The organism is Glutamicibacter sp. NPDC087583 (assembly GCF_044743685.1).
In the GTDB taxonomy this organism is placed as follows: Bacteria; Actinomycetota; Actinomycetes; order Actinomycetales; family Micrococcaceae; genus Glutamicibacter.
The window spans coordinates 114,804-140,018 of the sequence record NZ_JBIUWY010000006.1; the positions used below are offsets into that span (position 1 = coordinate 114,804).

At 61.3% G+C, this 25,215-nt stretch carries 29 protein-coding genes, 1 tRNA gene and 1 pseudogene; 21 read left to right on the plus strand and 10 right to left on the minus strand.

What is annotated here, in order from left to right:
* The first annotated feature begins 82 nt into the window (after positions 1-82).
* Genes modA through ACIOU9_RS14775 form a run of 5 tightly spaced genes read left to right on the plus strand, consistent with a single transcriptional unit; the run spans position 83 to position 4,529 of the window.
* The gene (modA, locus tag ACIOU9_RS14755) at positions 83-862 is read left to right on the plus strand and encodes a molybdate ABC transporter substrate-binding protein (protein WP_400342953.1); all 780 of its coding nucleotides are present in this window, start codon (positions 83-85) and stop codon (positions 860-862) included.
* Positions 855-1,661, plus strand: coding sequence for an ABC transporter permease (locus ACIOU9_RS14760; protein ID WP_332499125.1), 807 nt, complete (start codon positions 855-857; stop codon positions 1,659-1,661). Before modA ends, ACIOU9_RS14760 begins: the two co-directional genes overlap by 8 nt.
* The gene (locus ACIOU9_RS14765) at positions 1,658-2,410 is read left to right on the plus strand and encodes an ATP-binding cassette domain-containing protein (protein ID WP_400342951.1); all 753 of its coding nucleotides are present in this window, start codon (positions 1,658-1,660) and stop codon (positions 2,408-2,410) included. The genes ACIOU9_RS14760 and ACIOU9_RS14765 overlap by 4 nt, the downstream gene beginning before the upstream one ends.
* On the plus strand, positions 2,407-3,654 hold the full coding sequence (gene glp, locus ACIOU9_RS14770) for a gephyrin-like molybdotransferase Glp (protein ID WP_400342949.1): 1,248 nt from the start codon (positions 2,407-2,409) through the stop codon (positions 3,652-3,654). Before ACIOU9_RS14765 ends, glp begins: the two co-directional genes overlap by 4 nt.
* Positions 3,651-4,529, plus strand: a complete 879-nt coding sequence (locus tag ACIOU9_RS14775) for an NTP transferase domain-containing protein (RefSeq protein WP_402697375.1) — start codon at positions 3,651-3,653, stop codon at positions 4,527-4,529. The genes glp and ACIOU9_RS14775 overlap by 4 nt, the downstream gene beginning before the upstream one ends.
* 285 nt (positions 4,530-4,814) lie before the next feature.
* Here ACIOU9_RS14775 and ACIOU9_RS14780 read toward each other — a convergent pair whose 3' ends face one another.
* Positions 4,815-5,759, minus strand: coding sequence for a LysR family transcriptional regulator (locus tag ACIOU9_RS14780; protein WP_402697377.1), 945 nt, complete (start codon positions 5,757-5,759; stop codon positions 4,815-4,817).
* A 122-nt stretch (positions 5,760-5,881) separates the two neighbouring features.
* Between ACIOU9_RS14780 and ACIOU9_RS14785 the strand changes: the two genes are divergently transcribed.
* From ACIOU9_RS14785 to ACIOU9_RS14800, 4 genes are all read left to right on the plus strand, one after another.
* Positions 5,882-6,781 carry a DMT family transporter gene (locus ACIOU9_RS14785; RefSeq protein WP_402697379.1) on the plus strand — a complete coding sequence of 300 codons (900 nt, stop codon included), beginning with the start codon at positions 5,882-5,884 and terminating at the stop codon, positions 6,779-6,781.
* A 337-nt stretch (positions 6,782-7,118) separates the two neighbouring features.
* On the plus strand, positions 7,119-7,706 hold the full coding sequence (locus ACIOU9_RS14790) for a DinB family protein (protein WP_402697381.1): 588 nt from the start codon (positions 7,119-7,121) through the stop codon (positions 7,704-7,706).
* Between the two features lie 283 nt (positions 7,707-7,989).
* Positions 7,990-8,442, plus strand: a complete 453-nt coding sequence (locus tag ACIOU9_RS14795; RefSeq protein ID WP_332503186.1) for an NUDIX domain-containing protein — start codon at positions 7,990-7,992, stop codon at positions 8,440-8,442.
* Between the two features lie 36 nt (positions 8,443-8,478).
* The gene (locus ACIOU9_RS14800; protein WP_332727684.1) at positions 8,479-8,988 is read left to right on the plus strand and encodes a hypothetical protein; all 510 of its coding nucleotides are present in this window, start codon (positions 8,479-8,481) and stop codon (positions 8,986-8,988) included.
* A gap of 95 nt (positions 8,989-9,083) precedes the next feature.
* Here ACIOU9_RS14800 and ACIOU9_RS14805 read toward each other — a convergent pair whose 3' ends face one another.
* The 4 genes from ACIOU9_RS14805 to ACIOU9_RS14820 all read right to left on the minus strand — a co-directional run bounded on the left by ACIOU9_RS14805 (position 9,084) and on the right by ACIOU9_RS14820 (position 11,325).
* Positions 9,084-9,914 (minus strand): lysostaphin resistance A-like protein, encoded by an 831-nt coding sequence (locus ACIOU9_RS14805; protein ID WP_402697383.1) that lies wholly within the window; start codon positions 9,912-9,914, stop codon positions 9,084-9,086.
* Between the two features lie 117 nt (positions 9,915-10,031).
* Positions 10,032-10,715 (minus strand): response regulator, encoded by a 684-nt coding sequence (locus tag ACIOU9_RS14810; protein WP_402697385.1) that lies wholly within the window; start codon positions 10,713-10,715, stop codon positions 10,032-10,034.
* Entirely contained in the window at positions 10,712-10,975 is a 264-nt protein-coding gene (locus ACIOU9_RS14815; RefSeq protein WP_402697387.1) for a hypothetical protein, read from the minus strand. The genes ACIOU9_RS14810 and ACIOU9_RS14815 overlap by 4 nt, the downstream gene beginning before the upstream one ends.
* Positions 10,960-11,325 carry a histidine kinase gene (locus ACIOU9_RS14820; RefSeq protein WP_402697432.1) on the minus strand — a complete coding sequence of 122 codons (366 nt, stop codon included), beginning with the start codon at positions 11,323-11,325 and terminating at the stop codon, positions 10,960-10,962. The genes ACIOU9_RS14815 and ACIOU9_RS14820 overlap by 16 nt, the downstream gene beginning before the upstream one ends.
* On the opposite strand from ACIOU9_RS14820, the gene ACIOU9_RS14825 reads away from it, so the two are divergent.
* The 5 genes from ACIOU9_RS14825 (at position 11,209) to ACIOU9_RS14845 (ending at position 14,274) form a co-directional block, all read left to right on the plus strand.
* Positions 11,209-11,481 (plus strand): hypothetical protein, encoded by a 273-nt coding sequence (locus ACIOU9_RS14825; protein WP_402697436.1) that lies wholly within the window; start codon positions 11,209-11,211, stop codon positions 11,479-11,481. The two genes, ACIOU9_RS14820 and ACIOU9_RS14825, sit on opposite strands and share 117 nt — an antisense overlap.
* Positions 11,482-11,505: 24 nt before the next feature.
* The gene (locus tag ACIOU9_RS14830) at positions 11,506-11,760 is read left to right on the plus strand and encodes a hypothetical protein (protein WP_402697438.1); all 255 of its coding nucleotides are present in this window, start codon (positions 11,506-11,508) and stop codon (positions 11,758-11,760) included.
* Between the two features lie 462 nt (positions 11,761-12,222).
* Positions 12,223-12,378 carry a hypothetical protein gene (locus ACIOU9_RS14835; protein WP_332504555.1) on the plus strand — a complete coding sequence of 52 codons (156 nt, stop codon included), beginning with the start codon at positions 12,223-12,225 and terminating at the stop codon, positions 12,376-12,378.
* A gap of 53 nt (positions 12,379-12,431) precedes the next feature.
* On the plus strand, positions 12,432-12,974 hold the full coding sequence (locus ACIOU9_RS14840; protein ID WP_402697390.1) for a YaeQ family protein: 543 nt from the start codon (positions 12,432-12,434) through the stop codon (positions 12,972-12,974).
* A gap of 97 nt (positions 12,975-13,071) precedes the next feature.
* On the plus strand, positions 13,072-14,274 hold the full coding sequence (locus tag ACIOU9_RS14845) for a glycerophosphodiester phosphodiesterase family protein (protein WP_402697392.1): 1,203 nt from the start codon (positions 13,072-13,074) through the stop codon (positions 14,272-14,274).
* A gap of 1,272 nt (positions 14,275-15,546) precedes the next feature.
* Here the strand turns inward: ACIOU9_RS14845 and ACIOU9_RS14850 are convergent.
* Positions 15,547-15,798: pseudogene (locus ACIOU9_RS14850) on the minus strand (tyrosine-type recombinase/integrase); the annotation flags it as partial.
* 218 nt (positions 15,799-16,016) lie between these two features.
* On the opposite strand from ACIOU9_RS14850, the gene ACIOU9_RS14855 reads away from it, so the two are divergent.
* Genes ACIOU9_RS14855 through ACIOU9_RS14865 form a run of 3 tightly spaced genes read left to right on the plus strand, consistent with a single transcriptional unit; the run spans position 16,017 to position 17,708 of the window.
* Entirely contained in the window at positions 16,017-16,766 is a 750-nt protein-coding gene (locus ACIOU9_RS14855; protein WP_133835084.1) for a hypothetical protein, read from the plus strand.
* A 12-nt stretch (positions 16,767-16,778) separates the two neighbouring features.
* Positions 16,779-17,471: a hypothetical protein gene (locus tag ACIOU9_RS14860; RefSeq protein ID WP_402697394.1), complete on the plus strand. Its 693-nt coding sequence runs from the start codon at positions 16,779-16,781 to the stop codon at positions 17,469-17,471.
* A 21-nt stretch (positions 17,472-17,492) separates the two neighbouring features.
* Positions 17,493-17,708: a hypothetical protein gene (locus ACIOU9_RS14865; RefSeq protein WP_133835086.1), complete on the plus strand. Its 216-nt coding sequence runs from the start codon at positions 17,493-17,495 to the stop codon at positions 17,706-17,708.
* Positions 17,709-18,094: 386 nt separating this feature from the next.
* Here the strand turns inward: ACIOU9_RS14865 and ACIOU9_RS14870 are convergent.
* Both ACIOU9_RS14870 and tadA read right to left on the minus strand, forming a co-directional pair.
* Positions 18,095-18,185: transfer RNA gene (locus ACIOU9_RS14870), tRNA-Ser, on the minus strand.
* Between the two features lie 94 nt (positions 18,186-18,279).
* Complete coding sequence (tadA, locus tag ACIOU9_RS14875) at positions 18,280-18,756, minus strand: tRNA adenosine(34) deaminase TadA (RefSeq protein ID WP_105658823.1); 477 nt, start codon at positions 18,754-18,756, stop codon at positions 18,280-18,282.
* Positions 18,757-18,925: 169 nt separating this feature from the next.
* Here tadA and upp point away from each other — a divergent pair, with 169 nt between their 5' ends.
* A complete protein-coding gene (gene upp, locus ACIOU9_RS14880; protein ID WP_105658822.1) occupies positions 18,926-19,573 on the plus strand; it encodes a uracil phosphoribosyltransferase in 648 nt (215 codons plus the stop codon).
* Positions 19,574-19,608: 35 nt separating this feature from the next.
* Here the strand turns inward: upp and ACIOU9_RS14885 are convergent, their stop codons facing one another.
* Entirely contained in the window at positions 19,609-21,120 is a 1,512-nt protein-coding gene (locus tag ACIOU9_RS14885) for a HAMP domain-containing sensor histidine kinase (RefSeq protein WP_332498820.1), read from the minus strand.
* Complete coding sequence (locus tag ACIOU9_RS14890) at positions 21,117-21,857, minus strand: response regulator transcription factor (protein ID WP_105658820.1); 741 nt, start codon at positions 21,855-21,857, stop codon at positions 21,117-21,119. Before ACIOU9_RS14890 ends, ACIOU9_RS14885 begins: the two co-directional genes overlap by 4 nt.
* Positions 21,858-22,471: 614 nt before the next feature.
* Here ACIOU9_RS14890 and ACIOU9_RS14895 point away from each other — a divergent pair.
* From ACIOU9_RS14895 to ACIOU9_RS14905, 3 genes are all read left to right on the plus strand, one after another.
* Positions 22,472-23,257 (plus strand): winged helix-turn-helix domain-containing protein, encoded by a 786-nt coding sequence (locus ACIOU9_RS14895; protein WP_105658819.1) that lies wholly within the window; start codon positions 22,472-22,474, stop codon positions 23,255-23,257.
* A 69-nt stretch (positions 23,258-23,326) separates the two neighbouring features.
* A complete protein-coding gene (locus tag ACIOU9_RS14900) occupies positions 23,327-23,854 on the plus strand; it encodes a histidine phosphatase family protein (protein WP_105658818.1) in 528 nt (175 codons plus the stop codon).
* 227 nt (positions 23,855-24,081) lie between these two features.
* Entirely contained in the window at positions 24,082-25,209 is a 1,128-nt protein-coding gene (locus ACIOU9_RS14905; RefSeq protein ID WP_402697396.1) for a DUF1611 domain-containing protein, read from the plus strand.
* Positions 25,210-25,215: the final 6 nt, after the last annotated feature.

Below are 25,215 nucleotides of genomic sequence, written 5' to 3' on the forward strand. Positions count from 1 at the left end.
ACAAATCAAGTACGCAAAATGGATCGGCCCCGGTTGGCGCGACGGTAGCATTGGCACCAGCCCCCGATTTCAAGGAGATCCCATGCAGCACCGCCCGTTTTCACGGTTCCGAGCCCTTGCCGGGCTCGCGGCGGCCGTGCTGGCTTTGGCGGGCTGTTCGGCCAGCGGCTCTTCCGATCAGGCCGCGTCCGAACCCATCACCATTTCAGCGGCGGCCTCCTTGCAAAGCGCCTTCGAGCAGATCTCCGGGGAATTCTCCGCTGAGCACCCGGAGGTGCAGATCGCCAGCATCTCCTATGACGGCTCTTCGACCCTGGCCACGCAGATCCTTGAAGGCGCACACGTGGATGTCTTCGCCTCGGCCGATGAACGCAACATGCTGGAGGTGACCGAAGCCGGGTTCGGCCACGAGCCGGTGATCTTCGCCAGCAACACCATGGTGATCGCGGTACCGCAGGAGAACCCGGCGGATATCGATTCGCTGGAAGACCTTGCCGCGGCCACCACGGTGCTGTGCGCGCAGCAGGTGCCGTGCGGCTCGGCCTCACGCCAGCTGCTCCAGGCCCAGGGCGTCGAAGTGGTCCCGGCCAGCGAGGAGCAGAACGTCACCGCGGTGCTGCAGAAGGTGGCCGCCGGGGAAGCGGATGCCGGACTGGTCTACGCCACCGATGTGCTGGGTGACGAAAACGTCGCCGCGATCGTTCCGGAAGGAGCCGACGAGGTCGTGAACACCTATCCGATCGCCACGCTGGGCCAGAACCCCGGCGCGCAGGCGTTCGTGGACTTCGTGATCAGCGAGCGCGGCCAGGAAATCCTGGCAGAGCACGGTTTCGGCACCGGGGCTGCGCAGGCCAATGGCTAGCGATACCGGGGTACGGGTTCCAGGCTTCGCCATTGCCCCGGCCTTGCTGGGCGTGGGATTGCTGGTGCTGCCGCTGCTGGCGCTTCTCACCCGTGCCAGCTGGTCCACGCTGGTGGCCGATGCCACCAGCCCCCAAGCCCTCTCGGCGCTCTGGCTGAGCTTGCGCACCGGGGTGGCTGCCACCGCCCTGTGCGTGCTGCTCGGCGTGCCGCTGGCGGTGCTGATGGCCCGCAGTTCGGCCCGGGTTGCCCAGCTGTTGCGGGCCTTGATCGCCGTGCCGCTGGTGCTGCCGCCCATGGTCGGCGGCGTGGCCCTGCTCTTCCTCTTCGGGCGCACCAGCCCCATCGGCCAGTTCATCGATTCCCTGTGGGGGATTACCCTGCCCTTTTCCACCGCCGCGGTGGTCATTGCCCAGAGCTTCGTGGCCCTGCCCTTCCTGGTGCTCTCCGTGGAAGGATCGCTGCGGGCCGCTGGCGCCGGGTACGAACAAGCCGCCGCCACCCTGGGCGCCGGGCGCTGGATGGTACTCACCCGCATCACCTTGCCGCTGGCCGCCCCCGGACTGGTGGCCGGCGTGATCCTGTGCTTCGCGCGGGCCATCGGCGAATTCGGGGCCACCGCGCTATTCGCCGGCAACGCGCCGGGGGTTACCCAGACCATGCCGCTGGCCATCTACACCGCGTTCAACGGGGCTGGAACTGGACGCGACTCGGCCGTTGCCCTGTCGATCCTGCTCCTGGCCACCGCGGTAGTGGTGCTGCTGCTGGTGCGCGCCTGGCGTCCGGGGGCCTTGAAATGACATTGAAGGTTGCGCTGCGCGTGCCGCGCACCGGATTCGACGTGGCCGTTGAATTCGAAGTGCCTGCCGGCAGCACGCTGGCGATGATGGGCCCTAGCGGCTCGGGCAAGTCGACCATTGTGCATGCGATTGCCGGGATCCAGAAGATTGCCGAGGGGCGCATCGAGCTTTCCGGTTCCCTGCTGGCTGACGCGAAGCAGCACCGCCCGCCGCACCTGCGCGAGGTGGGCCTGCTGGGCCAAGACCCGCACCTGTTCCCGCACCTGGATGCGCTGAAGAATATCGCCTTTGGCGCCCGGGCCGGGGGACTGGACAAGGCTGCCGCCAAGGCCGTGGCCGCCGAATGGATCGGGCGGCTGGGACTGGAAGAAATCGCCACCCACCGGCCCGAGGCCCTCTCCGGCGGGCAGCGCCAACGCATTGCGCTGGCCCGGGCCTTGGCCGCCCAGCCCAAGATCCTGCTGATCGACGAGCCCTTCGCCTCGCTGGATGTCGAAGCCGCCATGGACATGCGCGCATTGGTGCGCGAAGAGCTGGAACGCACCGCGACCAGCGCCATCGTCGTCTCGCATTCGGCCGCCGACACCTTGGCGCTCGCCGATGACCTGCTGGTGCTGGAACGGGGAAGCATCATTGCGCAGGGAACCGTCGAGCAGGTCTTCGCCGACCCGGCCAACCGCTTTGTGCGCGCAGTGGTGGCCACCCTGCCAGCGCAGCACCCGAGGAACATCCAGGAAGAGCAATCATGATCACCGGCAATGAACCCGTGGAACTTGAAGCGCACCGTACGCGGCTGCTGTCGCAGGTGGTGCCGTTGGCCCCGCAGGAGATCGAGGTGGCTGGCGGTTTCGCTGCGCTGCACGGCGCGGTGCTGGCCGAGGATGCCACCTCCACGCACCCGTTGCCGTTGTGGGACAACTCGGCGATGGACGGCTATGCGGTGCGTTCGGATGACACCGCTGTGGCGCCAATTGCTCTGGAAGTCATCGGCGAAGTGCCCGCGGGCAGCGGCTGGGACCCGAAGCTGGAACCGGGCCAGTGCGTGAAGATCATGACCGGTGCCCCGATCCCGACGGATGCTGACGCCGTGGTGCGCATCGAGGATACGTCAGCGGCAGCAGAGGGCTGGGATGCCGCCACCGTGCAGATCCATGTGCCGGTGCCAGCAGGCAAGGACATCCGCCGCAGCGGCGAGGACAAGGCCGCCGGTGACCTGGTGGCCTATGCCGGCGAGCAGCTCACCGCGGCCCGTCTTTCCGCCTTGGCGGCAGCCGGTGCCAGCAAGCTGTCGGTGCGCACACAGCCCAAGGTGGCCGTGCTGGTCACCGGGGCGGAATTGCTTGCGCCCGGTGAAAGGCTCTCGCGCGGGCAAATCCCGGAAACCAATTCGCTGCTCATGGCAGGGCTCTTGGCTGAATCCGGCATCCAGGCAGCTACCGTGGTGCACTGCGTGGATGACACTCAAGCGGTCCGCGAACAGCTGGACGTGCTCGGCTCCACGCATGATGCCATCCTGAGCACTGGGGGAGTAGGTCCCGGCGCCTACGATGTGATGCGCCAGGTGCTGGAAGCCGAACCGGCAGTGCAGGCGGCCCGGGTGAAGATCCGCCCCGGCCAGCCGCAATGCGCGGGCCGTTTGGAGGCCGGTGCGATGGTCTTCGCCTTGCCCGGCAACCCGGTCAGCGCAGCGGTCAGCTTCGAGCTGTTCGTGCGCCCGTGCCTGCGGGCCATGCAAGGCCACCGCGAGGTGCTGCGCCCGACTTTGCGCGCCATCGCCGCGGTGGGATGGAAAGCCGCCGCCGCACGCATGCAGGTCATCCCGGTAGTCCTCGAGCATGGTGAGCAACTGCGGTGCGCCCCGGCGGTTCACGCCAGCAGCATTTCCCACTCGGTGGGCGGGTTCGGCGCTGCCCAGGGCTACGCGCTGGTCCCGGCTGGCGTCAACCAGATCCACCCCGGCGATGAAGTCGAGGTACTGGGGATGATCCCATGAGCACGCGGCAGCTCGCCAACTTCAATGCCCTGGTGCTCGCCGGCGGCAGGGGCTCTCGGCTGGGCGGCGAAGGCAAAGCCGAAATAGAGCTGCACGGACAGCGCCTGGTTGACCGCGTGGTCGCCGCGGCCCGCACAACCGGCGCACTACGCGTCGTTGTGGTCGGCCCGGATTCCGCTGGTGCCAAGGCCGATTCCGTTCTCCGGGAGGATCCGCCATTCGCTGGTCCCTTGGCAGGCATCGCTGCCGGGCTTGCAGAACTAGCTGCCAGCGCAGGCAGTGAATGGACCATGGTTCTGGCCTGCGACCTGCAACGGCCGGTCGCGGTGGCCACTGCGTTGATCAACGACTTTGGGCAACGCGCAGCCGATGGCTTGCTGCTGGTTGACGCGCAAGGCCACACCCAATGGCTGGCTGGAATCTATCGCACCTCGGCACTGGCTTCGGTCTGCGCAGAGCTGGGCGGGAACCTGGTCAATGCCCCGGTGCGCCGAGCCTTGAATCAGCTGCAGCTGGCGCGGGTACCGGTGGATGATGAAACCAGCAGCGACATTGATACCCCGCAGGCACTGGAAAGCGCCCGCCAGAACGGAAGGAAAGCCATGGCACAGCATTTGCCACCCGAAGCACTGAACGATTGGCTGGAAGCAGCCGCCAAGGAATTGGGCTTGGACTCCGGCGAAGTGGATATCGCTACCGTGCTTGATGCAGCCAAACATGTAGCTCACGAAGTAGCCCGGCCGGCAGCGCCTTTGAGCACTTTCCTGCTCGGACTTGCGCTGGGCAGCGGCAAGGGAGACTTGCCTGGCTTGTCCGAGCAACTGGTCTCGCGTGCCCACCGCTGGGCTGATGAGCATCCTGAAGGAACAACGTAAGCCATGAATCCTTTGAGACCGCAGTGCAATACCAGTGAAATGGTGCGCAAGGTTGGAGCGAATTGAAGAGTGGCCCTTTTCGATTTGTTGCCGGACTGACCGCTAATTACAGATCCTGGGAGTGCTTCGGGGCGTGCGCCTTTTCGCCGAGCCCTGACTTAGGCAGGGAATCAAGGAAGCTTCGATAATTTGAATACCCGGGATTCAGTAATCGCCCGATTCCTGGTCGCGATTTTCTCGCAGGACGAGCAGACGACCAGAATGCGCCATTTGCTTGCAGCAACGCTAGTGGCCTTTCGGCAACGCTTCTTCTGCGTGGAGGCGAGTCCGGTCGGCTATCTTGATGATCCGGTCAATCACGGTGCGCGTGCTCACCCGGGTCCGTGCTTCGGGCCTGGTCAAGATGTCGATATGGCGGCTGAGGGAGAGGTCTGCCAGGGGACGCAGCACTACGTGCTCGCGGAAATATGGGGTCAGCCCCGTATATCGAGGCAGCAACCCAAGCATGCGGGTTTCGGCGATGATCGCCGCCACCAGGTTGAACTCATTGACGCGATGCGCGATCTGAATCGGGTTTCCGGCACTGGCAAACATCGCTTGGACCAGCAACGGTTCCAGTGCGAATCCCTCGTGTGCTGCGACCCAGGTTTCGCCCACCAAATCGGCCAAGCGCACCGTTTCCTGGTGCGCTAACGGGTGTTCCCGGTGGAGTGCCACGTCGATCGGCTCTTGCAGGACGGGCGTGACGTGCACCCTGTTGCCCGGCCATGCAGCTGAGGCCAGCGGGCGGTGGGCGATGACCAGATCATAGTTCCCGACCAGATCGACGAACCCGTTGATAGACACGTCTTCGTCCCGGCAATGCACCATGGGGCCGTCTGGATCACTCAGGCTGCTGGCGATGAGCGGCGGAAACCAGGCCAGTCCGGCACTGTGGAAAGCGGTGACCGAAACGGGCTCTTGACGGGCCAGCAGGTATTCGGAGACGGAATTCTCTGCGCGTGCGAGAGACTCCAATACTTCTCCGCCGGCGTCGGCCAACCGCTCCCCGGCGGGGGTGAGCACCAGCACGCGGCCGCGCGGCTCGGTCAGGGCAACTGGCATCCCGCGTTGGAGCGCGGCAAGCTGCTGGGATACGGCAGACGGCGAAAGGTGCAGAGCCTGGGCTACTGCAGTTACTGAGCCCCGGTCCCTGAGCTCGCGCAGGGTTCGCAGGTGATGCACTTCCATGAAGCTTAGCTTACGGGATCGTGAAGACACTGGCCGTTGTTCTGCATGGTTTGCCTTCCTAAAGTGAAAGCATGCCAGAAAATCCTAGTGTAGCCCATCGCTTTCTTCCCGATATAATCCTGATGATCATCGCAATCATGTGGGGCGGGAACTACCTGGCAACCCAAGATCTCGCGATGGCCTCGTCTGCTGCCGCGGTGATGTGCGCACGTTTCCTGCCCGCAGCGGCAATCTTGCTCTGCGTGAATCTCGCCCGCTCCAACATGCGGCTCCGGGACTCGACTTTGCCCGGAGTCCTGCTCGGGACCATGCGAGCGGCGACTATCGCTTTGGAAACCATTGGTGTCACGCTCACAAGTGCCACCAATGCCGGACTTATCATTGCCCTTTCCATTCTCTTCACACCGTTGTTCGAATCCGCACTCACGAGAAGACGGCTTTCCCCATCTCTGGTCTCCAGCGTTATTCTTGCACTACTCGGGATTACGCTGCTCGTGGGTGGGCAGGGATTCTCCGGGGCCAATCTGGGCGATGGCTTGATGCTCCTTGCGGCGGTAACCCGGGCCCTGCTCGGAGTTGCCGAGGCACGGTTTACCATTGGCAGGAACGCTGATGTGCTGGGACTAACCACGGTCGAGATAGTGTTCGGAGCTGCGATATTCGCCGCGTGGGGTGGCAATTCGTTGCTGGAGCATCTTCCGGGTTTCAGCATCGAAAATTGGCTCACCATCGCTTATCTGTGCCTGGGCTGCACCATCTTTGCTTTTCTTGGGCAGCTGTGGGCCACTAAGCACACCTCGGCGTCACGTGCGGGCATGCTTCTTGGCACAGAACCAGGATGGGCACTGCTGGCAGGAGTGCTCCTGGCCTCAGATCCGATAGGCGCACTCGGATATGCGGGCGCCGCTGTACTCCTGGGGGCCACGTGGTGGGGTGCGCGTGCTGAACAACGCTGGCGCGGAAGCGGCCCAACGGCCAAGGAAGGCTTGGCACCGGTGATTGGGCCAGCTGACGGCAACTGACCCGGCAAGGCGATATCCATCCTGTCCCGGGAGCTGCGAATGCTGCACATACGGGATGTACTCCTATTCGTATTCTGCGTTTGCGCGTGCAACCTGTAGCCGCCGTTACGGGGGAAACCACGGCTCTCCTTGGACCTGCACCCGAGGCCGGACTGGATAATGGCGTAATGTCCCCACCTTTCGATCTTGCAAGTAGCCGGATTTCCCTGAAACCGTCCTGCGAACGTCACCTTGATGCTCGGGCTTGTTACCTAGGCGTCAGAGCGAGCGGTCACTGCTGTGCACCGTCCTGCAGCGGCCTATTTTCCTGTTTCCATCGCGGCATTAGACTCGGCTCATGCCAATTGATAAAAGTGACCGCGGCGCGCTGCTGCGCGAATATCTCAACGATGCCCGCGAAGCCATCTTGTGGAAATGCGAAGGCCTGAGCGATGCCCAAGCGCGAACGCCCATGACCTCGACAGGTACCCACGCCATGGGGCTGCTGCTCCACCTGGCCGTCACCGAATCCGGGTATTTCATCGAATGCCTGGGCCGCGAAATTCAGAATCCGGTTATCCGGAGCATCTCCGATTCCGATGACGCGCAAGCAGACTTCCTCCCGCCACCGGGGATGACTCTGAATGATGCAGTCATGTTCTACAAGGAAGCGATTGCCGCAGCCGATGGAGTGCTTGACGAGCTGGAGCTGGGTTCACCGGCTGTAGTGCCATGGTGGGGAAAGCATCGGCACACCACGGTGGAACGGCTCCTGGTGCATATGATCGCAGAGTCGCACCGGCATGCCGGGCACTTGGATATCGTCCGGGAGCAGCTGGACGGTTTCGTCGGTCTACGGCCATCGGCACCTAACCTGCCAGAGCTCACTGCCGACCAGTGGGAAGAACAACGCTTGCAGATGAAAAAGCTAGCCGAGAACGCCTAGTTCTTCCGGCGTGCTGATTCTGTCGTCCGGCAGGCTTGCGGCGGAGATCCCCGAACCAGAACCCTGCTGGACATTTTGAAATAAGGGACCTGTGGCTCCCCGGCACTTCAGTTCGTCGATTGTGCGGCTGCAATGGTGGGGAACCACGTGCAGCTCAAACCCAGCATCGACCTAGCGCTAGCGGCAATGCCCGATGCCGAATGCATGGCTCCTGGCGCGAAACCGATGAGGAACGGACTGTGCTCCCGGCCAGGCCAGCCGCTGCTGTTGGTATTATCAAGCAATGCCGAGCGTGATAGAAAAAGCAGTTTGCTACGTCGTCCAAGACGATCACCTGCTGGTCTTCACGCATTTGCAGCACCCTATGCATGTCACCGGAGTCCAAGTGCCGGCTGGAACCCTCCAGCCGGGTGAAACCCCCGGTCGAGCGGCCGTACGTGAGCTCTTCGAGGAGACTGGAATAGAAGGCTTCGTTACACGAGACCTTGGAACGATGGCCTATGACTTACGGCCCATGAGAGACGAAATTGCTAACCGGCACTTCTTCGAACTCAGTGTTCCCCGGCAAGATCTTTCACGGCGTTGGATAGCCGGTGAACAAGATCCCTCGCATGGCGGCACACCCGAGTCCTGGGAATGCTGGTGGCTACCACTGGCACAGGCGCACGTCCTGGCAGCCGGGCTCGGTGCCATGCTCGGGAAACTCAGCGACGAGTCGAACCCTGTCCTCAGCTGAGCAGGAACGCCGCATCGTCATCGGTATGATCTATCCATGAACAGTTCCATGGACGAATCCGAGTCCCGCACGGTCCGAATGTTTCCGGACCATGCGGATACAGTTTTATGGTTTCCAGACCCGGTTCCCTATGACGCGGCAGGGCTGTCGCCCGAACTGGCAGCCGATCTTGCCGGATGGGAAGAGCTCTTCTATGAAGGCCTGGACCGTGACTACGAATGGAACTCAGCGGAGCTCGGTCGCGAGTTCTATGCCCAAGGATTACTGCTGGCACAGCGTGTAGCCGATGAACTCGGCAACAAGTTCATCATCGATTTGAGCGCTCAAGACGATGACTGCCCTGCGCGCAGCTTCCAGGCGAGCGGTACAGCTCAGAATCCGCAGGCTGCTGAAGCTTTCGAGGCTTTTGTCGTGGAAAACAACCAGTTCCAAGCGGACGTTGCCGAAGCCCGGGAAAGGGCTCTGCGTGGGGAGCATCCTGGTTGGTACGCCTATGCGCCGCTGTCGCAAACGGTGTTTGATCCGCAAAATCCCGAGCGCAAGTAGCCCTCAGGCTGTCCCGAGCCAGCTTGAGCTGTACGGGTGGATCCTCGGCTGCAGCCCGAATGCGTGACGCGCATTGGGGTGCAGGCCGGGAATCTTCAGACGGTTGCGGCACGGCGACGGGCAACAGCGAAGAACACGAGCGTTGCCACCGAGCAGACCACGATTGCCACGATGCTGGCTTCGGGTCCAAAGGCTCCTCCGGACAGCCAGTCCGGTCCGCTGGTCACTGCGGTGACCAGCGAATCGCGCGCCTCGGATCCCGAGGTGACCGAGCCGAAAAGGCCGGTGGTCGCGAAGTTCCAGCCGAAGTGCACGCCGATCGCCAGCCAAAGCGATCCGGTGGCGAGGTAGGCGGCGCCGAGCATGATTCCAGCTTCGATCATGATGGCGAAGGCACCCCACAGCGACGCGTCCGGATTCACCAGGTGGACGAGCCCGAAGAGGATTGACGAGACGCTCAGCGCCACTGTGGTACCCCAACGTCCACGCAGCAGGCGGAAGACCACGCCGCGGAAGAACACTTCCTCCGACACCGCAACCGCGCACATCATTCCGGCGACGGCCAGCATGCCGGAAACGGAGCCCCAGCCGGTGATCGTGTACGCGTCGAAGAGGGCAAGGAGGCCCACTGTGGCCCCGGACATCAGCACCCCGAGCCCCGTTCCGACCAGCACATGGCGGACGGCGTTGTGCCTCGGGAATTCTTCTGCCTTGCGGCGTTCGGCTCGTTGTCCCGCAATGCTGAACAGGCCGATCATTGCCGCGGCCAGGATGGGTCCGATGATCAAGGCTGCCACCGGATTGCGCGGCCACGCGGCCAGGGCGTTGGCCATCAGCATTGCTATGGCCATTCCAGTGACCATCAGGGTTGTGGAGATCCAGGTTTTTTGCCTAAGGGAGGGCGATTTCTGCGTAGCTTCTGTCATTCTTGCTCCTTGTTCGCTACCCGATAGTGGGTGTGAACAAGACGCTACGGCGTTGGGGCGCGGGGCAAATCACCCGCGGGCAGGCACTTGGGATCCCCCGTTCGGGGGACCGGCGCGTCAGGACCAGTCGGCGAATCCCGTTTTGTGCGCGAGCACGACAGCTTGCACCCGGTTGCGCACCTGCAGCTTCGACAAGATGCGAGACACATAGGTTTTCACCGTTTCGGGACTGATCACCAGTTGCGCTGCGATCTCCGCGTTGGACAGGCCTTCGGCGATCAGCTGCAGCACTTCGCGTTCGCGCGCGGTCAGCGCCTCGAAGATGGCGGCGTCCTTTGCCGAGGGCCGCAGCCGGTCGCCGAAGCGGCCGATCAAGGAGCGGGTCAGCGCCGGGGCGATCAGCGAGTCACCGGCGGCAATGCTCCGGATGACCGCGGCCAGCTCCGCGGGCCGGGCATCCTTGAGCAGGAAGCCGCTCGCGCCGGCGCGCAGTGCGTCATACACCAGGCCGTCCAGGGAAAAGGTCGTCACCACCAGGACCCGCGCCGCGTCGGAGGCCTGCGGCCCGGCAATTCTCCGGGTCGCTTCGATTCCGTCCAGCAGCGGCATGCGGATATCCATCACCACGACATCCGGGCGCTCACGGCGGGTGACTCGTACCGCTTCCTCTCCGTCCGCCGCCTCGCCGACAACCACGAGATCGGGTTGGGCGTTGATGATGGTGGAAAATCCGGTGCGCACAAGTTCGTGGTCATCGCAGATGACCACGCGGATTGGCGTGTTCGCTGGAGTGGAGGTCATCGAGGGATCCTCGCTTTGACCACGAACTGCTCAGCGAGCTGTTCGACCTGCAATTGGCCACCGGCCAGTTCCACGCGTTCTCGCATCCCGATGATCCCCCGGCCTCCAGAGTTCGATGCCGAGCCCCTGGCACGGCGGCCGGAACTGGCCACCTCGACCATGATCTCATCCTTGCCGTAGCTGATGCCTACCGTTGCGGCGCCATCGAGCGCATGCTTCAGCGCGTTGGTCAGGCTTTCCTGGACTACCCGGACAACCACCAGTCCCGTAGCCCCGGTGAGCGGGTAGGGCTCGCCTTGCTCCGCGAATTCCACATTCTGGCCGGAAGCCCGTGCCCGGGCGATGACCTCGGCGGCCTGCTGCTCGGCGGGTACCCGCGACTTTTCCGCTTTCCCGTCCAGTGCCCCGAGCAGGCTGCGCAAGTCCGCCAGCGTTTCCGGCCCCCGTCGGCGATGGAAGCCAGCAGCTGCTGCGTCTTGGCATCGAGCTGCGGGTGGAACCCTCCGGCCTCGGTCTGCACCACCATCGCCGTGACATGGTGCGTGACCACATCATGCAGCTCGTGCGCGATGCGCGTCCGCTCGGCCAGGATGATCTCCCTTTCCAGCATTTCGGCGTGGCGCCGGCGCATCGCGGACTGCGAGCGAAGCCAGGAACCGAAGATCCACAGCGCCGCCAGCATCGCTCCGAAGGCGAAGGCGTCGGGTACCGTGAGCGTGGGGTCAATCCGAATCAGGGCCGCGACAAGCAGGACGTAGCTGGCTAGGAGCAGCGATACGGTCAGCGGCCGGTGCCGTTGCGCCAGCGCGCCGGCGCCTACCAGGGCCACCAGCAGGCCGAGCGCCGCGAACGTGGTGGGGAACCCGAGCAATTGGTAAGCGGCAAAAGACGAAAAGGCGAGGGCCAAAGACCAATGCGGCCAGCGGCGCAGTACCGCCACCGAGCCGCCCTGGAGCCCTATGAGCGCTATGCCAAGCAGATTCAGCGGGTGATCGGGGGAGTCCGCCAGCTCAAGGCCCTACCGTGCCACCCCGGGGACGAATGACAAGCCGATGAGCACCGCAGCGGATACGGCGTCCCACTTGAATCCGGCCAGCGGCCAATGCACAGTCTTCACCCCAGAATCGTACACGTGCGCCCAGCGTTGCCACGGGCGAAAGATTATCCAGCAACTCTCCGGCACCGTATCTCCAGCAGGTGGCCGGTGGGCTTTAAAGAAGACCATGCCGGCGGGACGTGAAGCCCAAGGGGGAACCGTGGCGTCGGCAGCCGGACCGTCTGCTTGGGATAAGCGCACCACGCGGTATGCGCGCACCTCGTACGGGGCCTTTCGATCCTCGACGGTGGATAGTGCAAAGTGGGCTGCCAGATGATACTGAGCGTAGTTCCGGTAGCTGCATGCCCAATACTGTTGAACTCTTTTGCCCGTGGCCAAGGGGGTGAGCGGAAAGCTGCCACCCGCTGAATAAATCTTTTATCCGTGAGCTGTATCAAATAGGATTTAGTTATGAAGACCCTGTTCGTTGTTTCTGCCATTCTTTTTGCTGCGTTTTCGGTACTTTCCTTTAGCGGGAATCCGATGGTTGGCATCTTTGCGGCCGTGGCCAGCTTGTCATCGCTGGCAGGTTTCTTCGTGGCTCGAAGCCGCGAGGCGAAAGCCTAGCCAACGTACCTCTCGTCGATGGAGCTGCGGCGTTCACGGTAAACTCGAGAACTATGGCTATCGGCGCGACTATACACACCTTTGAAGTTCAACTTGCTGATGTAGATCGCGGGGTTTACGAGGATCTTTCGCTCCGTGTTGCGCAGCATCCATCAGAAACCGATGCCTACATGGTCACCCGTGTGCTGGCCTACTGCCTCGAATATGAAGAAGGCATCGCCTTCTCGGCCGGAGGCGTTTCCACCGGGGAAGAGCCAGCCATTTTGGTCAAGGACCTGACCGGACTCATTACCGCGTGGATTGAAGTCGGCGCCCCTGATGCCCAGCGTCTGCATTTGGGCAGCAAGCGGGCAGACCGCACCGCCGTCTACACGCACCGCGATCCTGCCAAGCTCCTGGCTTCTTGGCGTGGCAAAACGATCCACCAGTCGCAGGAGATCATGGTGCGCTCCTTCGACCCCAAATTCATTGATGCAGCGGCCCAAGCATTGACGCGCCGCAATGCCATGTCCGTCTCGGTGACCGAGGGGCAAATCTACCTTGAATTGAACGGGACGAATCAAGAAACCCAGTTCAGCACGCATGAGATTGAGTAGAAAAGCTTAATCTCTGATTCAGCTCAGTGTGGGGTCGCAGTCATCAGCGCGCGGAAACATGGCCGGTGTACACCAATGACACCGACGGAAGTGCTCCATGAAACTGCGCAATATCACCCTTGGCACGGCAACTCTGGCTTTGGCCGTCACCCTGGCAGCTCCCGCCGTGGCTGCTCAGATCGAACCGACTGGATCTGATCCACTGATCATCGGCCACCGCGGAGCAGCAGGCGTGGCACCGGAGAACACCTTGGCTGCCATCAAGGCAGGCAGCCAGTCCGGCGCCGAATTCATCGAAATTGATGTGCAGCTGTCCAAGGACGGAGTACCGTTCATCTTCCACGACGGTACGCCCTCCCGCACCACGAACGTGGCAGAGGTCTTCCCTGACCGCGTCAATGACCCCATCACGTCATTTACCTGGGAAGAACTGCAGCAGCTCGATGCCGGTTCCTACTTCTCAGACGAGTTCGAGGGAACGAAAATTCCCCATTTCGATGAGGTTCCAGGTGCACTGACCGGTGGCACGGGAGTATTCATCGAAATCAAGGATCCAGCCAAGTCCCCTGGCGTGGAGAAGCTGGTAGCCGACGCGCTGGCTGAGGATCCTGAATGGAAGGCACTGGCAGAGGCCAACAAGATCGAGGTCCTCAGCTTCGACGCAGCATCCAACCAGATCTTTGCCCAACTGGCACCTGAAGTACCACTGCAGCAGCTGACCGGAACCGTGCCTTCTGCGGCGGAACTGGCAACCTACGCGACCTACGCGGATTCTTTCGGCACTAGCTACCGCACCCTTGACGCCGCCGGTGCGCAGCGCGTGAAGGGCGCAGGCTTGGGCCTGGGCGTCTACACCGTCAACGCCGTCGAAGCAGCCGATGCTGCACTGGCCCTGGGTGTCGAGCGAATCACCGGCGACTTCCCAGCACAGGTGAACCGCCACATCGCTGGCCAGAAGGATTTCCCTGCCAACAATGGCGTGGTGATTGCCAACGCGATCAATGACGTGCCGGGAGATGACATCGCCCCAGAAAATGGCGAGCACGTGATCCTGGAGAACACCGGAAAGCGCACCATCGATGTCAGCGGCTACATCATTCGCGATGCCGCTAACAACATCCTGGAAATTGGCGAAGGATACGAGCTGGAGACAGGCGATCAGCTGCGCGTGTACTCGGGTCCGGGTACCAACAGCGAAGAAGCCTACTACGTGGACGGACCGGGAATCCTGAACAACGGTGGCGACTCGCTGGCGCTGTGGGATGCCAAGGGCAAGCTCACCGATACCTTCGCGAACTAGCTCTAGGTAGAGCGAACCCCCGGGAACCATTGTGGACTGCTCCCCAGAATTTGGATAGGGAAACCAGTACTACTTCCGGGGAGCAGTCCACAAAAATGGGGCGGTTTTCCGTATTAAGGCAGGCAACCCGCCAGCACTTGGGGGACGCTGACGGGTTTCACCAGCGTGAGGCCGCTCTTGGGGAAACGAACTCAATGCCTGACTGGTGACTTTTCGTAATTGGCCTAGGCCAATAGCTACTGTAGTTGCAGGAGAGTGAAAGGTGAAGTGGGCGGGGATAAAATAAAAACTTTTCCCAATTCCAAAAATTCTCTAGGCGTTATGGGCTTGACGAAGTATTCTGTGCATAGGTTTCACGCCGGACTAACGTTTTTTGGGGAATCGGAAGTCTTTGGGGAGATGGATGGGGATCCATCGCCCAGCGCAAAACTCGCAACCAGCCCTCGTTGTTGATCGAATCAGCGAGGGCTGGATTAGTTTAAGTGACAACACGCGGGTGGATTCTCACGAGCAACAAGGCCGCACTCCCCAGTACGGGTCGGGATTTGAATCTGTTGTGGATTCCCAATGAATCAGACCAGCCTCTTTGCCTACACCTCGCTCGACGCTAGGGTGATTGATAGGCGGCCTGACCCAATGCACCGGGAAGGGTCCGCTGTGATCGGTTGCACCGTTTGTTTGCCTTCTTGCTTACCGTTTGTTGGCAGCAACTGTAGCTGGGAACCCCTATCGGTGGTTCCGGTGTTGTAGTAGGCTCCGGGACCACCGCCAGCTTGGAACGCGGACACTAGCTGTTTGGATTCAGCTAGTATGAGAACGACGGTCATGGATGCCGTCAGTTTGGTGATCCGTAAGTGCAAGCGAAACTGCGACTGCGATCTTTCGCCTTGTCTTCGTCATTGTTGTATGTACGTTGTTGGAGAGTTCCATCCGGTTCCCGCCAAACGACTCGATAACTGTAACCGTGCTTTAGCTCTCGTCGTTGTACCGTCGCCACTTCTACCTTTAACCCGGTTGTTCTATCTTTAATGCAACAGATCCGGAGTTTAAGGCAACAAGCCGATCTGAGATAAGAAAAACCCCGGAATCACAAGGATTCCGGGGCTATTCAACGCGGTGACGGTGGGATTTGAACCCATTATCCTATCCGCGTCATTACTGCTAGCTCCCGAATATCCCTTGTGTTTACTGGCATCTGGGCTCATAGGCTCACAGGTGCGCACCACGTCCCACAGGTATTCCTGCACCAAAATGCACCACAGTGCACCACCGTTAGAGCTGTTCGGCGCGCTGCTTGCTGAGGGCTTCGACCACGTTGTCGAGGTCGTCGGGGAACAGTGCCGCGTAGGTGTCCAACGTGACCTTGGCCGACTTGTGGCCGAGCATGCGCTGTACCACCTTGACGTTGGCCCCGGCGCTGATTGCCAGCGATGCCGCCGTGTGCCGCAGGTCGTGGGGCGTGACCCTGCGGAACGACTTGTCGGACGCCTGGGCTCGCTTCACGGCTCCGGTGAACCATCCGGTCTTGGCGTTGCCCGGGTTCGCCCCTCCTACTTAAGTAGTATTTACGCCGTTCTTATTTAATGGTGATTATTAAACGTGCTCGTATCTGAGGCAATTCGATCCAGACCGAGGACTTTTGTTGCGGAGGCTCGATTTCGGTCGACCCCCGCTTGGCACGGCAGATGATGCGCCGATCTTTACGAAGATGTAGATTTCGATTCATTCAAAAGGTGATAGTCGTGAAGCTCAAACTTCACTCGATTGCGGTCAGGTCAAATGAAGACCACTGCATTCCAATCCCAACATCAAGACAACAATCCAGCTCCGGGGTCACGTACCTCGCGATCGCGTTCGTGGCAATCGCTTCCCTGGTCCTGAGCCTGAGTACGGCTTTGACTAAGCCAGCGGCGGCCGCTTCGTCTCCGGCTGTGACCAGCATCGCCAGCTTTGGCGAGAATGCCGAGATTCTGTCGAAGTCGGAGGCCCTCCAGTTGGCCAAGAATGCCGATCTTCCAACAGAGTCGCTCTCAGGTCTGAAAGTTGACCGTTCCGGCGTCCAAGCATGGTCGATGTCAGACGGGACATCGTATGTGAGCTACCCGCTCGTCGGCGACGGCGTCCAGCTCGCCACAGTCGGTGCACTCCTGGACAACTCAGGCAACGTTGCGCAGCGCACAGAGATGGCTTTCGTTGGCGACGATGCATCTGGTCATGCCCGCATGTGGGTTGATGGAAATCTGACCATGGACAAGCAATTGACCACTGCTGACGCGGCAAACAACGTCACCACATATGCCGGTTTCTGGGACAAGCTCAATAACTGCCTTGCCAACGCGGGCATCCCTGGCTGGGTTATTACCGCCATCACTATCGCCTGCGCGGCGGTCTGCGTAGGAACCGTTGGGCTCGGCTGCGTGGGCTGCATCGCGGCAGCTGCGGGCGTCTGGGGCGGCCAGGTCGGCTATTGCATCGACCAGGCCCAGAAATAGGAAGTGGTCAACATGAAAAAGATTTCGAAAGCAATCATCGCGATGGTTGCAGGCTGGGCGATGCTCTTCGCGGTTGCTAGTCCGGTCAACGCTTCCGAAAGCTCGTTCTCAACCAACGGGCCGCTTTCGGATTCAACTGTTGAGCGAGCGATCGCAATAGCTGAGCCGAGCTTCGATGCTCAGCTGCGAAACGGCGCAGAAGTCGATATCAAGCAGGCAAACGTCGCCCGGATCAATGGCTCCAGTTCGCTGATGGTGGCAACGGCTACGTCTGGGGACGGCCACGACGAGGGCTCCTTCGCCGTTGCCGTCGTCGACGCTGCTGGAGACGTTGTCCAGAGCTTCGCACAGGTTCAAGCCACGTACACCAGCGACAGCACTGCCGATGTGAAGCAGTGGGTCGATGGGAGTTTGCTCAAGCAGTGGACTGTTGAAGCTACTCCCGAAGCTGAAGCTCAGGCTGCGAAAGCTTTGAGCGCCATGTCTCCTGAAGGCTCGTCGGTGGGCGTTGCGGCCGCTGGCAACGAAGGTGTGATCAAGTGCCTCAACGCGCTGGGCATCTCCACCATGGCGGCGCTCGTGATCATCTCCACCTGTGCGGCGTTCTGTGCTGTTACCGTGGGAACAGGCTGCATCATCTGCGTGGCTGGTTTCACCGCTGTTGCTGGCGCATCCGTAGGACAGTGCCTGAGCGGTGCCAGCTAGGCACGAGAAAGGAAACGGCAAATGACAAAGCAACCTAGCAATTCGTCTGCCGCCAGGAAGAGCACCGTAGTGGTGCTTCTGTTCCTTGCGGTAGCCGCGATCAACCTGCCACGGGTCCCTCAGCTTACCGACTACGCCGTGGTTGGATGGGCTGTTGGCGGAGTACTGCTGCTAGCAGCGCTGATCCTGGCGTTCACCAACTACCGCCACCACTCGAAGACCAGCACTTCACGATAGTAGGTAACGCCGGCTCGTTCGTCGAATGAGCCGAGACGAGCAATGTCCAGATCCGCTGAGCCTAACCCGAAGAGATCCCCTTGCCGCATACAGCAGCAGGGGGATCTTTCTCTGTGCCCGGCTTCCTGAGGGCAAGCGCGCGCAGCAGGTGCGGCAGCCGGCGGGAGGCTAGAGATCTTTTTCGTCCTGCTTGCGCGATGCCCAGTATGGTCATTCTTCGTTGTGGTTCACCCAGTCGCAGGCGTGCGGGCCTGCATGGTGGTGGTAGCCGTGTTCACAACGAAGGATGGGCATGTCGTAACTACCCTCCGGTGAAATACGCACCATAAGTGCACCATGTCAGATCTTTAAAAGAAGAAAACCCCTGGCTGACCAGGGGTTTTCATTGGCGGTGACGGTGGGATTTGAACCCACGGTACGGGGTTACCGTACACAACATTTCGAGTGTTGCACCTTCGGCCGCTCGGACACGTCACCAGACCTGATAACTCTATAACGAACATCAGGCGAAAACAAAAACGAGAGCGCTGTTTTTGGCCTGAAGTGTTCCGAAACACATCAACGTCGGGTTCTAGCCGCGCTTGCTCCGGAAGAATTCACGCAACAGGTCACCGCATTCTTCTTCCTTGACCCGCGAGTACACCTCGACCCAATGGTTCAATCGCGGTTCACGGACGATATCGAAGACCGAGCCGCACGCGCCGGCCTTCTCGTCCCAGGCCCCGAAGACCAATTTGGGAATGCGCGAAAGGACTATTGCCCCTGCGCACATGGCGCAGGGCTCAAGGGTCACCACCAAGGTGCAGTCGGATAAGCGCCAGCCATCATCTTGTCCCTTGGCTTCCAAGGCCTTGACCGCATTGCGAATGGCGACCACCTCGGCATGCGCCGTGGGGTCCTTGATGGCCTCGCGCTCGTTGCGTCCGGTGGCCAGGACTTCGCCTTCGGGGGAGAGGATGACGGCGCCGATGGGTACGTCATCAGTGGCCAGCGCTTCGCGCGCTTCAGCCAAGGCGAGGTCCATCCAAGCATCAAATTCGTGCACCATAGTGCTTTCACTTTACGTGTTTTGGGACGGTAGCCGGGCGCCCGGAGTGTGGTGCACTGCGCACTGCACTGAAGTTTGCTGTTTCCTTGGGCACACCAAAGTGCCTTAACGGCGGGAAATCGGGGATATCTCTCGATTTGCCTGAGTCGGTGCTGATAGATTTCTACTTATGCGCGTACAGGTAGTCGACCACCCACTGGTGGCACACAAGGTTTCGGTTCTTCGTGATAAGAACACCCCATCCTCGATTTTCCGCCAGCTGACCGACGAACTGGTCACCCTGCTGGCTTATGAGGCAACCCGCGAGGTGAAAACCGAAAACGTTGAGGTGCAGACCCCGGTCGCCACCACCACCGGTACCTCCATTGCCAAGCCGACCCCGCTGGTTGTCCCCATCCTGCGCGCCGGCCTGGGCATGCTCGAAGGCATGACCCGCCTGGTTCCGACCGCTGAGGTCGGCTTCCTGGGCATGGCCCGCAACGAGGCAACCCTGGACATCATCACCTACGCTGACCGCGTGCCAAATGACTTGGCCGGCCGCCAAGTGTTCGTGCTGGATCCGATGCTGGCCACCGGCGGCACCCTGGCCGAGGCCATCAAGTTCATCTTCGAACGCGGCGCAGAATCCGTTACCTGCATTTGCCTGATCGCTGCCCCTGAGGGCATCGAGCGTCTGAAGGAAATCCACGGTGGCGATCATCGCGTGCACATCGTGCTGGCAGCGATGGACGAAAAGCTGGACGAGAAGTCCTACATCATCCCAGGCCTGGGCGATGCCGGCGACCGCCTGTATGGCGTGACCCCGCCCATTGCCTAGTTCCAGCTAAGCGATGTGCCCGAAGGCTGCGGTGACTACACCGCAGCCTTCGGCGTTTCTTCACCGGTTTCGGGCGTGTCCAACGGAAGCCGGACCTCGAAGACGGTATCTCCTGGCTGGGAGGTGACCGTGACAGTGCCCCCGTGGGCTTCGACGATGCTCTTGGCGATCGGCAGGCCCAGCCCGGTCGTGCCATCGGAGCCAGAACGCGCCTTGTCGGCGCGGGTGAAACGTTCGAAGACCCGAGGCAGGAATTCTGGGGCAATGCCCTCACCGGTGTCGTGAACCCGGATGATGGCTTCATCGGTGTCTTCGTCTTGGTCCACCGAAACGGTGACGGTGTTTCCGGCCGTCGTGTGCTTGCGGGCGTTGGCCAAGAGGTTGGTGATCACCCGGCGAAGCGAGGCCGAGTCGCCATTGACAATGGTCTGCGGCGCCTGGCAGTCGAACTCCCAATGGTGGTCGTTCGCGGTGAGCTTGAAGTCCTCGGTGATATCCGATGTCAGCGAGCACAGGTCAATTTCGCTGCGCTTGAACGCATTCTCCTCATCCAGCCGAGCCAGGAGCAGCAGATTCTCAACCAGTGAGCTCATTCGGCTGCTTTGCTGCAGAACGCGGTCCACCGAGCGCTGCCCGTCCGGGGAGAAATGCTCAGTGGCCGAGAGCAGCTCGGTGTAGCCGCGGATCGCCGAGAGCGGAGTGCGCAGTTCGTGCGAGGCATCGGCGACAAATTGGCGCATCTGGGCCTGGGACTTCTCGCGGGCGGTCAGTGCGGTGGAGACGTTGCTGATCATCGCGTTCAGCGCATTGCCGACATTGCCCACCTCGGTACCGGGGACTGCATCTTGCGCCGGGACGCGCTGGGTCAGGTCCACCTTTCCTGAATCAAGCTCTTCGGCGGCAACCGAAGCAGCCACGGTGGCCACGCGCTTCAGCGAGGCAAGCGAGCGGGAGATCAGCCACGAACCGGCCAGGCCCGCACCGGCGATCAGGATCAAGGCGATGAACAGCGTCAGCCAGGCCATACCGCGCAACGCCAGATCGGTGCTGTGCAGGGGCAAACCGACAATCAGGATGCCGTTGGATCCAGAGTCCTTGACTGCGACGAGGTAATAGTCGCCCACAGTCAGGTGGGCACGTACCGGCTTGAACTGCCCGCCGGCACGCAACGTGCTCAGCTCCAGATCCACCATCGGGATGGCATCTTCCTGGCTCAGCTGCTTCAGCACGCCGGTGCGTTCGTCCAGCACACCGCCGTTGAAGACGTATTTGTCGACGAACCGCGCGGTCAGCGTGCCGGCGGACTGGCCGGGGGCATCAAGCCGGGAGTTCACCGCTGGTGCACCCTGCGAATAATTCAGCGCGCGTTCGGTGGTGAGCCGCAGCTGGCTGTTGAGCTGGTCCATCAAGGTCTGGCGCATGCCCGCGTTATAGAGCAGGCCGAGCAAGACAGATACGGCGGTGACCGAGGTCAGCAGGATGAGCAGCAGTTTGCGCTGCAGCGCGTGCGGCGAGCTCACCCTGGTGTTCGGGGAAAAGAAACTCATGCAGCCGGCTTCAGCACGTAGCCAACGCCACGCACGGTGTGGATCATCGGCTCCGCGTCAACGTCAATCTTCTTGCGCAGGTACGAGATGTACAGTTCGACGATGTTCGCCTGGCCGTCGAAATCGTAGTGCCAGACGTTGTCCAGGATCTGCGACTTGGATACCACGCGGCGGGCGTTGTTCATCAGGTAGCTGAGCAGGTCGAATTCGGTGGCGGTCAGCGAAATTTCGCGGCCTGCGCGGGATACGTCGTGCGAGTCCATGTTCAGCACCAGATCGCCGACGACCAATTCAGCGGAATCCGCAGTGGCCGCACCGGAACGTTCCACGAGTCGGTGCAATCGGATCAGGACCTCTTCGAGGCTGAAGGGCTTGGCGACGTAGTCGTCTGCACCGGCCCCCAGGCCCTCGATACGGTCTTCAACCGCGTCCTTGGCAGTGAGGAAAAGTACGGGGATTTCAGGGAAGTGGGTGCGCACCTTGCGCAACACCTCGGGGCCGTCGAACCCAGGCAGCATCCAGTCGAGAACCAGTACGTCCGGCGCTAGGGAGCGAGCGGTGGCTACTGCTTCGGGCCCATCGTGGGCCATCGTGGCTTCCCAGCCGAGCATGCGGGTTCCCATGGCGACCAATTCCGCCAATGAAGGTTCATCATCGACCACGAGAACTTTGATTGCCGTGCCATCAGGGTGAGTCAGCCGGGGCAATTGCGAAGGGGAGAATCGTGATTCATTCATGTTAATCAGCTTGTCCTATTGCCATGGGCCGAGAATATGTTTTTGCTGTGTGTCAGCTATGACTATAAGTCGATTTTATGCGGGGAAAACCCGAACCGATAGTGGTTAATTTGGTCAACCCCCAAGAACGACGAATGATTGAAGCGTGGACGGACCATAGTGATGAATGAATATTCAGGCCTATGAATGGACCGGACATAATGACGAAGTTCTATTGATATGTTGACCATATTGTTTAGTTAAGCGCTTAGGTAGCCTAGAATTGTCTAAAGTGTTGCGCGTCACGTTTGGAAACATTCGTCTCACTATGTGGACGCAGGTGTTCATTGTTACTTGCAAGTTGCCAATGTTACGAGGAAACTAGAGGTGTGAGTACGGCGCAGGACGGTAAAAGCACCTCGGATTCCAACATCGAGTTGCCCAAGATCGTCCTCAACGAATGCTCGGCGTCCATGGCCTCCAAGCCGAATTATGAGTGATTTGTAATCCGATTTTGGGAGTTATTGACGGGAAACCCAACTGCTGAACGTGGACGAAGGCCGCGAACAGCGCAAGCAAAACCCGAAGCATGAGCGCCAAACCACTTGGCCTTCGCACTAAAAGAGGAAAAGATTATGTCGGCTGGTTCCGGATACGTCCACGTTTCAATTCGCAATGCGCAGAACCGCGCAGCAGCTGCGCAGCGTTCAGCTTCTGGCAGCTATGCACCAGCGGGTTACCGTCCGCTGCGCGCGGTTTCCAATGTTCATGAAACACGTGATGCATCGCATCAGCCGGCTAGCACTCCAGTGCAGTCAACAGGCCAGCCAAGCGCCGACACCTCCGCACGCGGCTTCGTGCTCTACGTGGGCCTGGATGAAACTGCCGCCCAGGCGCAGGGCACCTCGCTGGGCAAGCTGGCCACCCAGGTCCGCGCCTTCCTGGCCACCTTGTCGCCGCAAGCGCAGACCCATGCCGCCGTGGCACTGGCTCCAACTAGCGCCCAGGGTGAGCCCATCGATGTAGTTCGCCAGGCTTTGGGCGATCCGACGATTTCCCGCCGGCCACGCGCTGAAGCCCGTCCATCCACTCCGCGCCCATCTGGCGTGCTGATCGACCTCTCGCGCCGCGAAGTCTACCTGGATGGCGAAACCCTGAACCTGACCTTCAAGGAATTCGAGCTGCTGAACTTCCTCGTGGAAAACGGCACCCGCACCGTAGGCCGCGAAGAGCTGCTGGAAAACCTGTGGCGCAATGCCGAAGAAGTCCCTAACGAACGCACCATCGACGTGCATATCCGTCGTCTGCGTTCCAAGCTGGGACGCCTGGCCAATACCGTGCGCACCGTACGTGGCCAGGGCTACCGCTTCTACGAGCACCCAGAAGTTGTTGTCTGGGCAGCTCCGGAATACTCCATCTAGCATCAGCTGGCAGCAGTGGCGGGCAAACCGGGTTCGGTTTGCCCGCCACTGCTGTCTTAAGCTGGAACAATGAACACCATGCATTCCCGCAAGCTCATGCTGATGCGCCACGCCAAAGCCGACTACCCGCTGGGCGTCGCGGATCACGACCGGCCGCTGGCGGCCCGCGGGCACCGCGAAGCCCCGGCCGCCGGAGCCTGGCTTGTGGAGAATGGCCTGATACCGGACTACATCATCTGCTCCGACGCGCTGCGTGCGCGCTCCACCTGCGCCTGGGTGCTTTCCGAACTCGGCGAGAAGGGCCCGACCCCCTATGTCGATTCGCGCATTTTCACCGCAGGAGTCTCGCAGCTGTGCTCCATCATCAATGAAGTTCCCGATACGGTCAGCAACCTGCTGGTGATCGGGCACCAGCCGGTGCTCCAGGAATTGGCGCTGCGCTTGGCGGCAATGGACTCGGATGAAGAAGCCGTTTACGAGCTGGCGATGAACTATCCGACCCTGGGAACCACGGTGTTGGAAACCAAGCATCCGTACTCGCACCTGGATGCCCGTGATGCGCGCGTCACGCATTTCACCGCACCGCGGCCCGCATGAGAGAAGTCTCATCAAGTTTTTTCTAATGCACTAGTCAGCCCGTAAATAAGCGGTGATCTGCCTTTATGAGAAGCAGATGATAGGCCTCTCATCGAATACACCTCGCCGCCTCATGAACCGTTCACTTTCAGTTAACCATTGCTCGTTTCACTGGGAATCGTTGGCAGCACGGCCAGCACCGGCAAACCGCAACGGCGGGCCGGAAACACTGAAAGAGGAATAGGCAGATGGCCATCATCGCAGAATCACTTCCAACGCAGACCCCCGCAGCGCGCAATGAAGTGCAGCAGCAGATCGATGCACAGCGCGCCCGCACCATCCGCGCTGCCTACACCACCCGCTTCGTTGCAGCCGAGCTGCAGCGCAATCCGCAGGATTTCGAGATCGTGCGCCGCGCAAACATGGTGCCGCGTGCCGGTGACGTCGTCATCGCGGCTGTGACCGAGCTAGGCAAGCACACGCGCCTGCAGTCCCCGGTTTCCCGACGCCAGCTGATGTTCGTCGGACAGGAAATCATGGTCGCCTACGGCCACCGCTACGCATCAGACCAGTTCCTGGCCCATGTGCCGGATAACCTGGGTCCATGCCAGCTGGTTGCAGGCGGCGGTGTCGCCAGCGAAGTCATCGAACAGCACGCCTCGATCGATATGGCGACACAGCTGCAGCCCGCAGGCCTGCTGATGCGCCACGGCAAGGTCGTGAACCTGGTGGACTTCGCTCCACTGGGCATCGAGAACGCATCGCCGCGCGCAGCGCAGGTTGCCGCGCCGCGCCCGCCGGTGATCGCAGTGCTGGGCACCTCGATGAACTCCGGCAAGTCCACCACCCTGGGATGCCTGGTCAACGGACTGGTCAACTCCGGCATGGAAGTTGCCGCAGGCAAGGCCACCGGCACGGGTGCCGGCAATGATCCGAACCTGTTCACCGATGCCGGCGCCTTCAGCGTCTGCGACTTCACCGACTTCGGCTTCCCAACCACCTACCGCTTGGACTACGAAACCGTGCGCGACCTGCTGGTGGCGATGATCCGCGAGCAAAGCGCCACCGGCGCAGACGCAGTGGTCATCGAGATCGCCGACGGGCTGTTCCAGGGCGAAACTTCCCGCTTGCTGCGCGACCCGATTTTCGCCGAGCATGTAGACCGCGTGCTGTTCAGCGCCCAGGACGCTTTGGGTGCCCAGGCCGGAGAGCGAATCCTGCGCGAAGCAGGCCTGGATGTTGCCGCGGTTTCCGGGGTGCTCACGGCCTCCCCGCTGGCCGCGATGGAAGCCCAGGCGCAGCTGTCCACCCCGGTCATCGGGACCTTCGACCTGTGCCAGGCAGAGGTTGCCGCCGCCCTGCTGCCAACCCGCTAGGAGCCA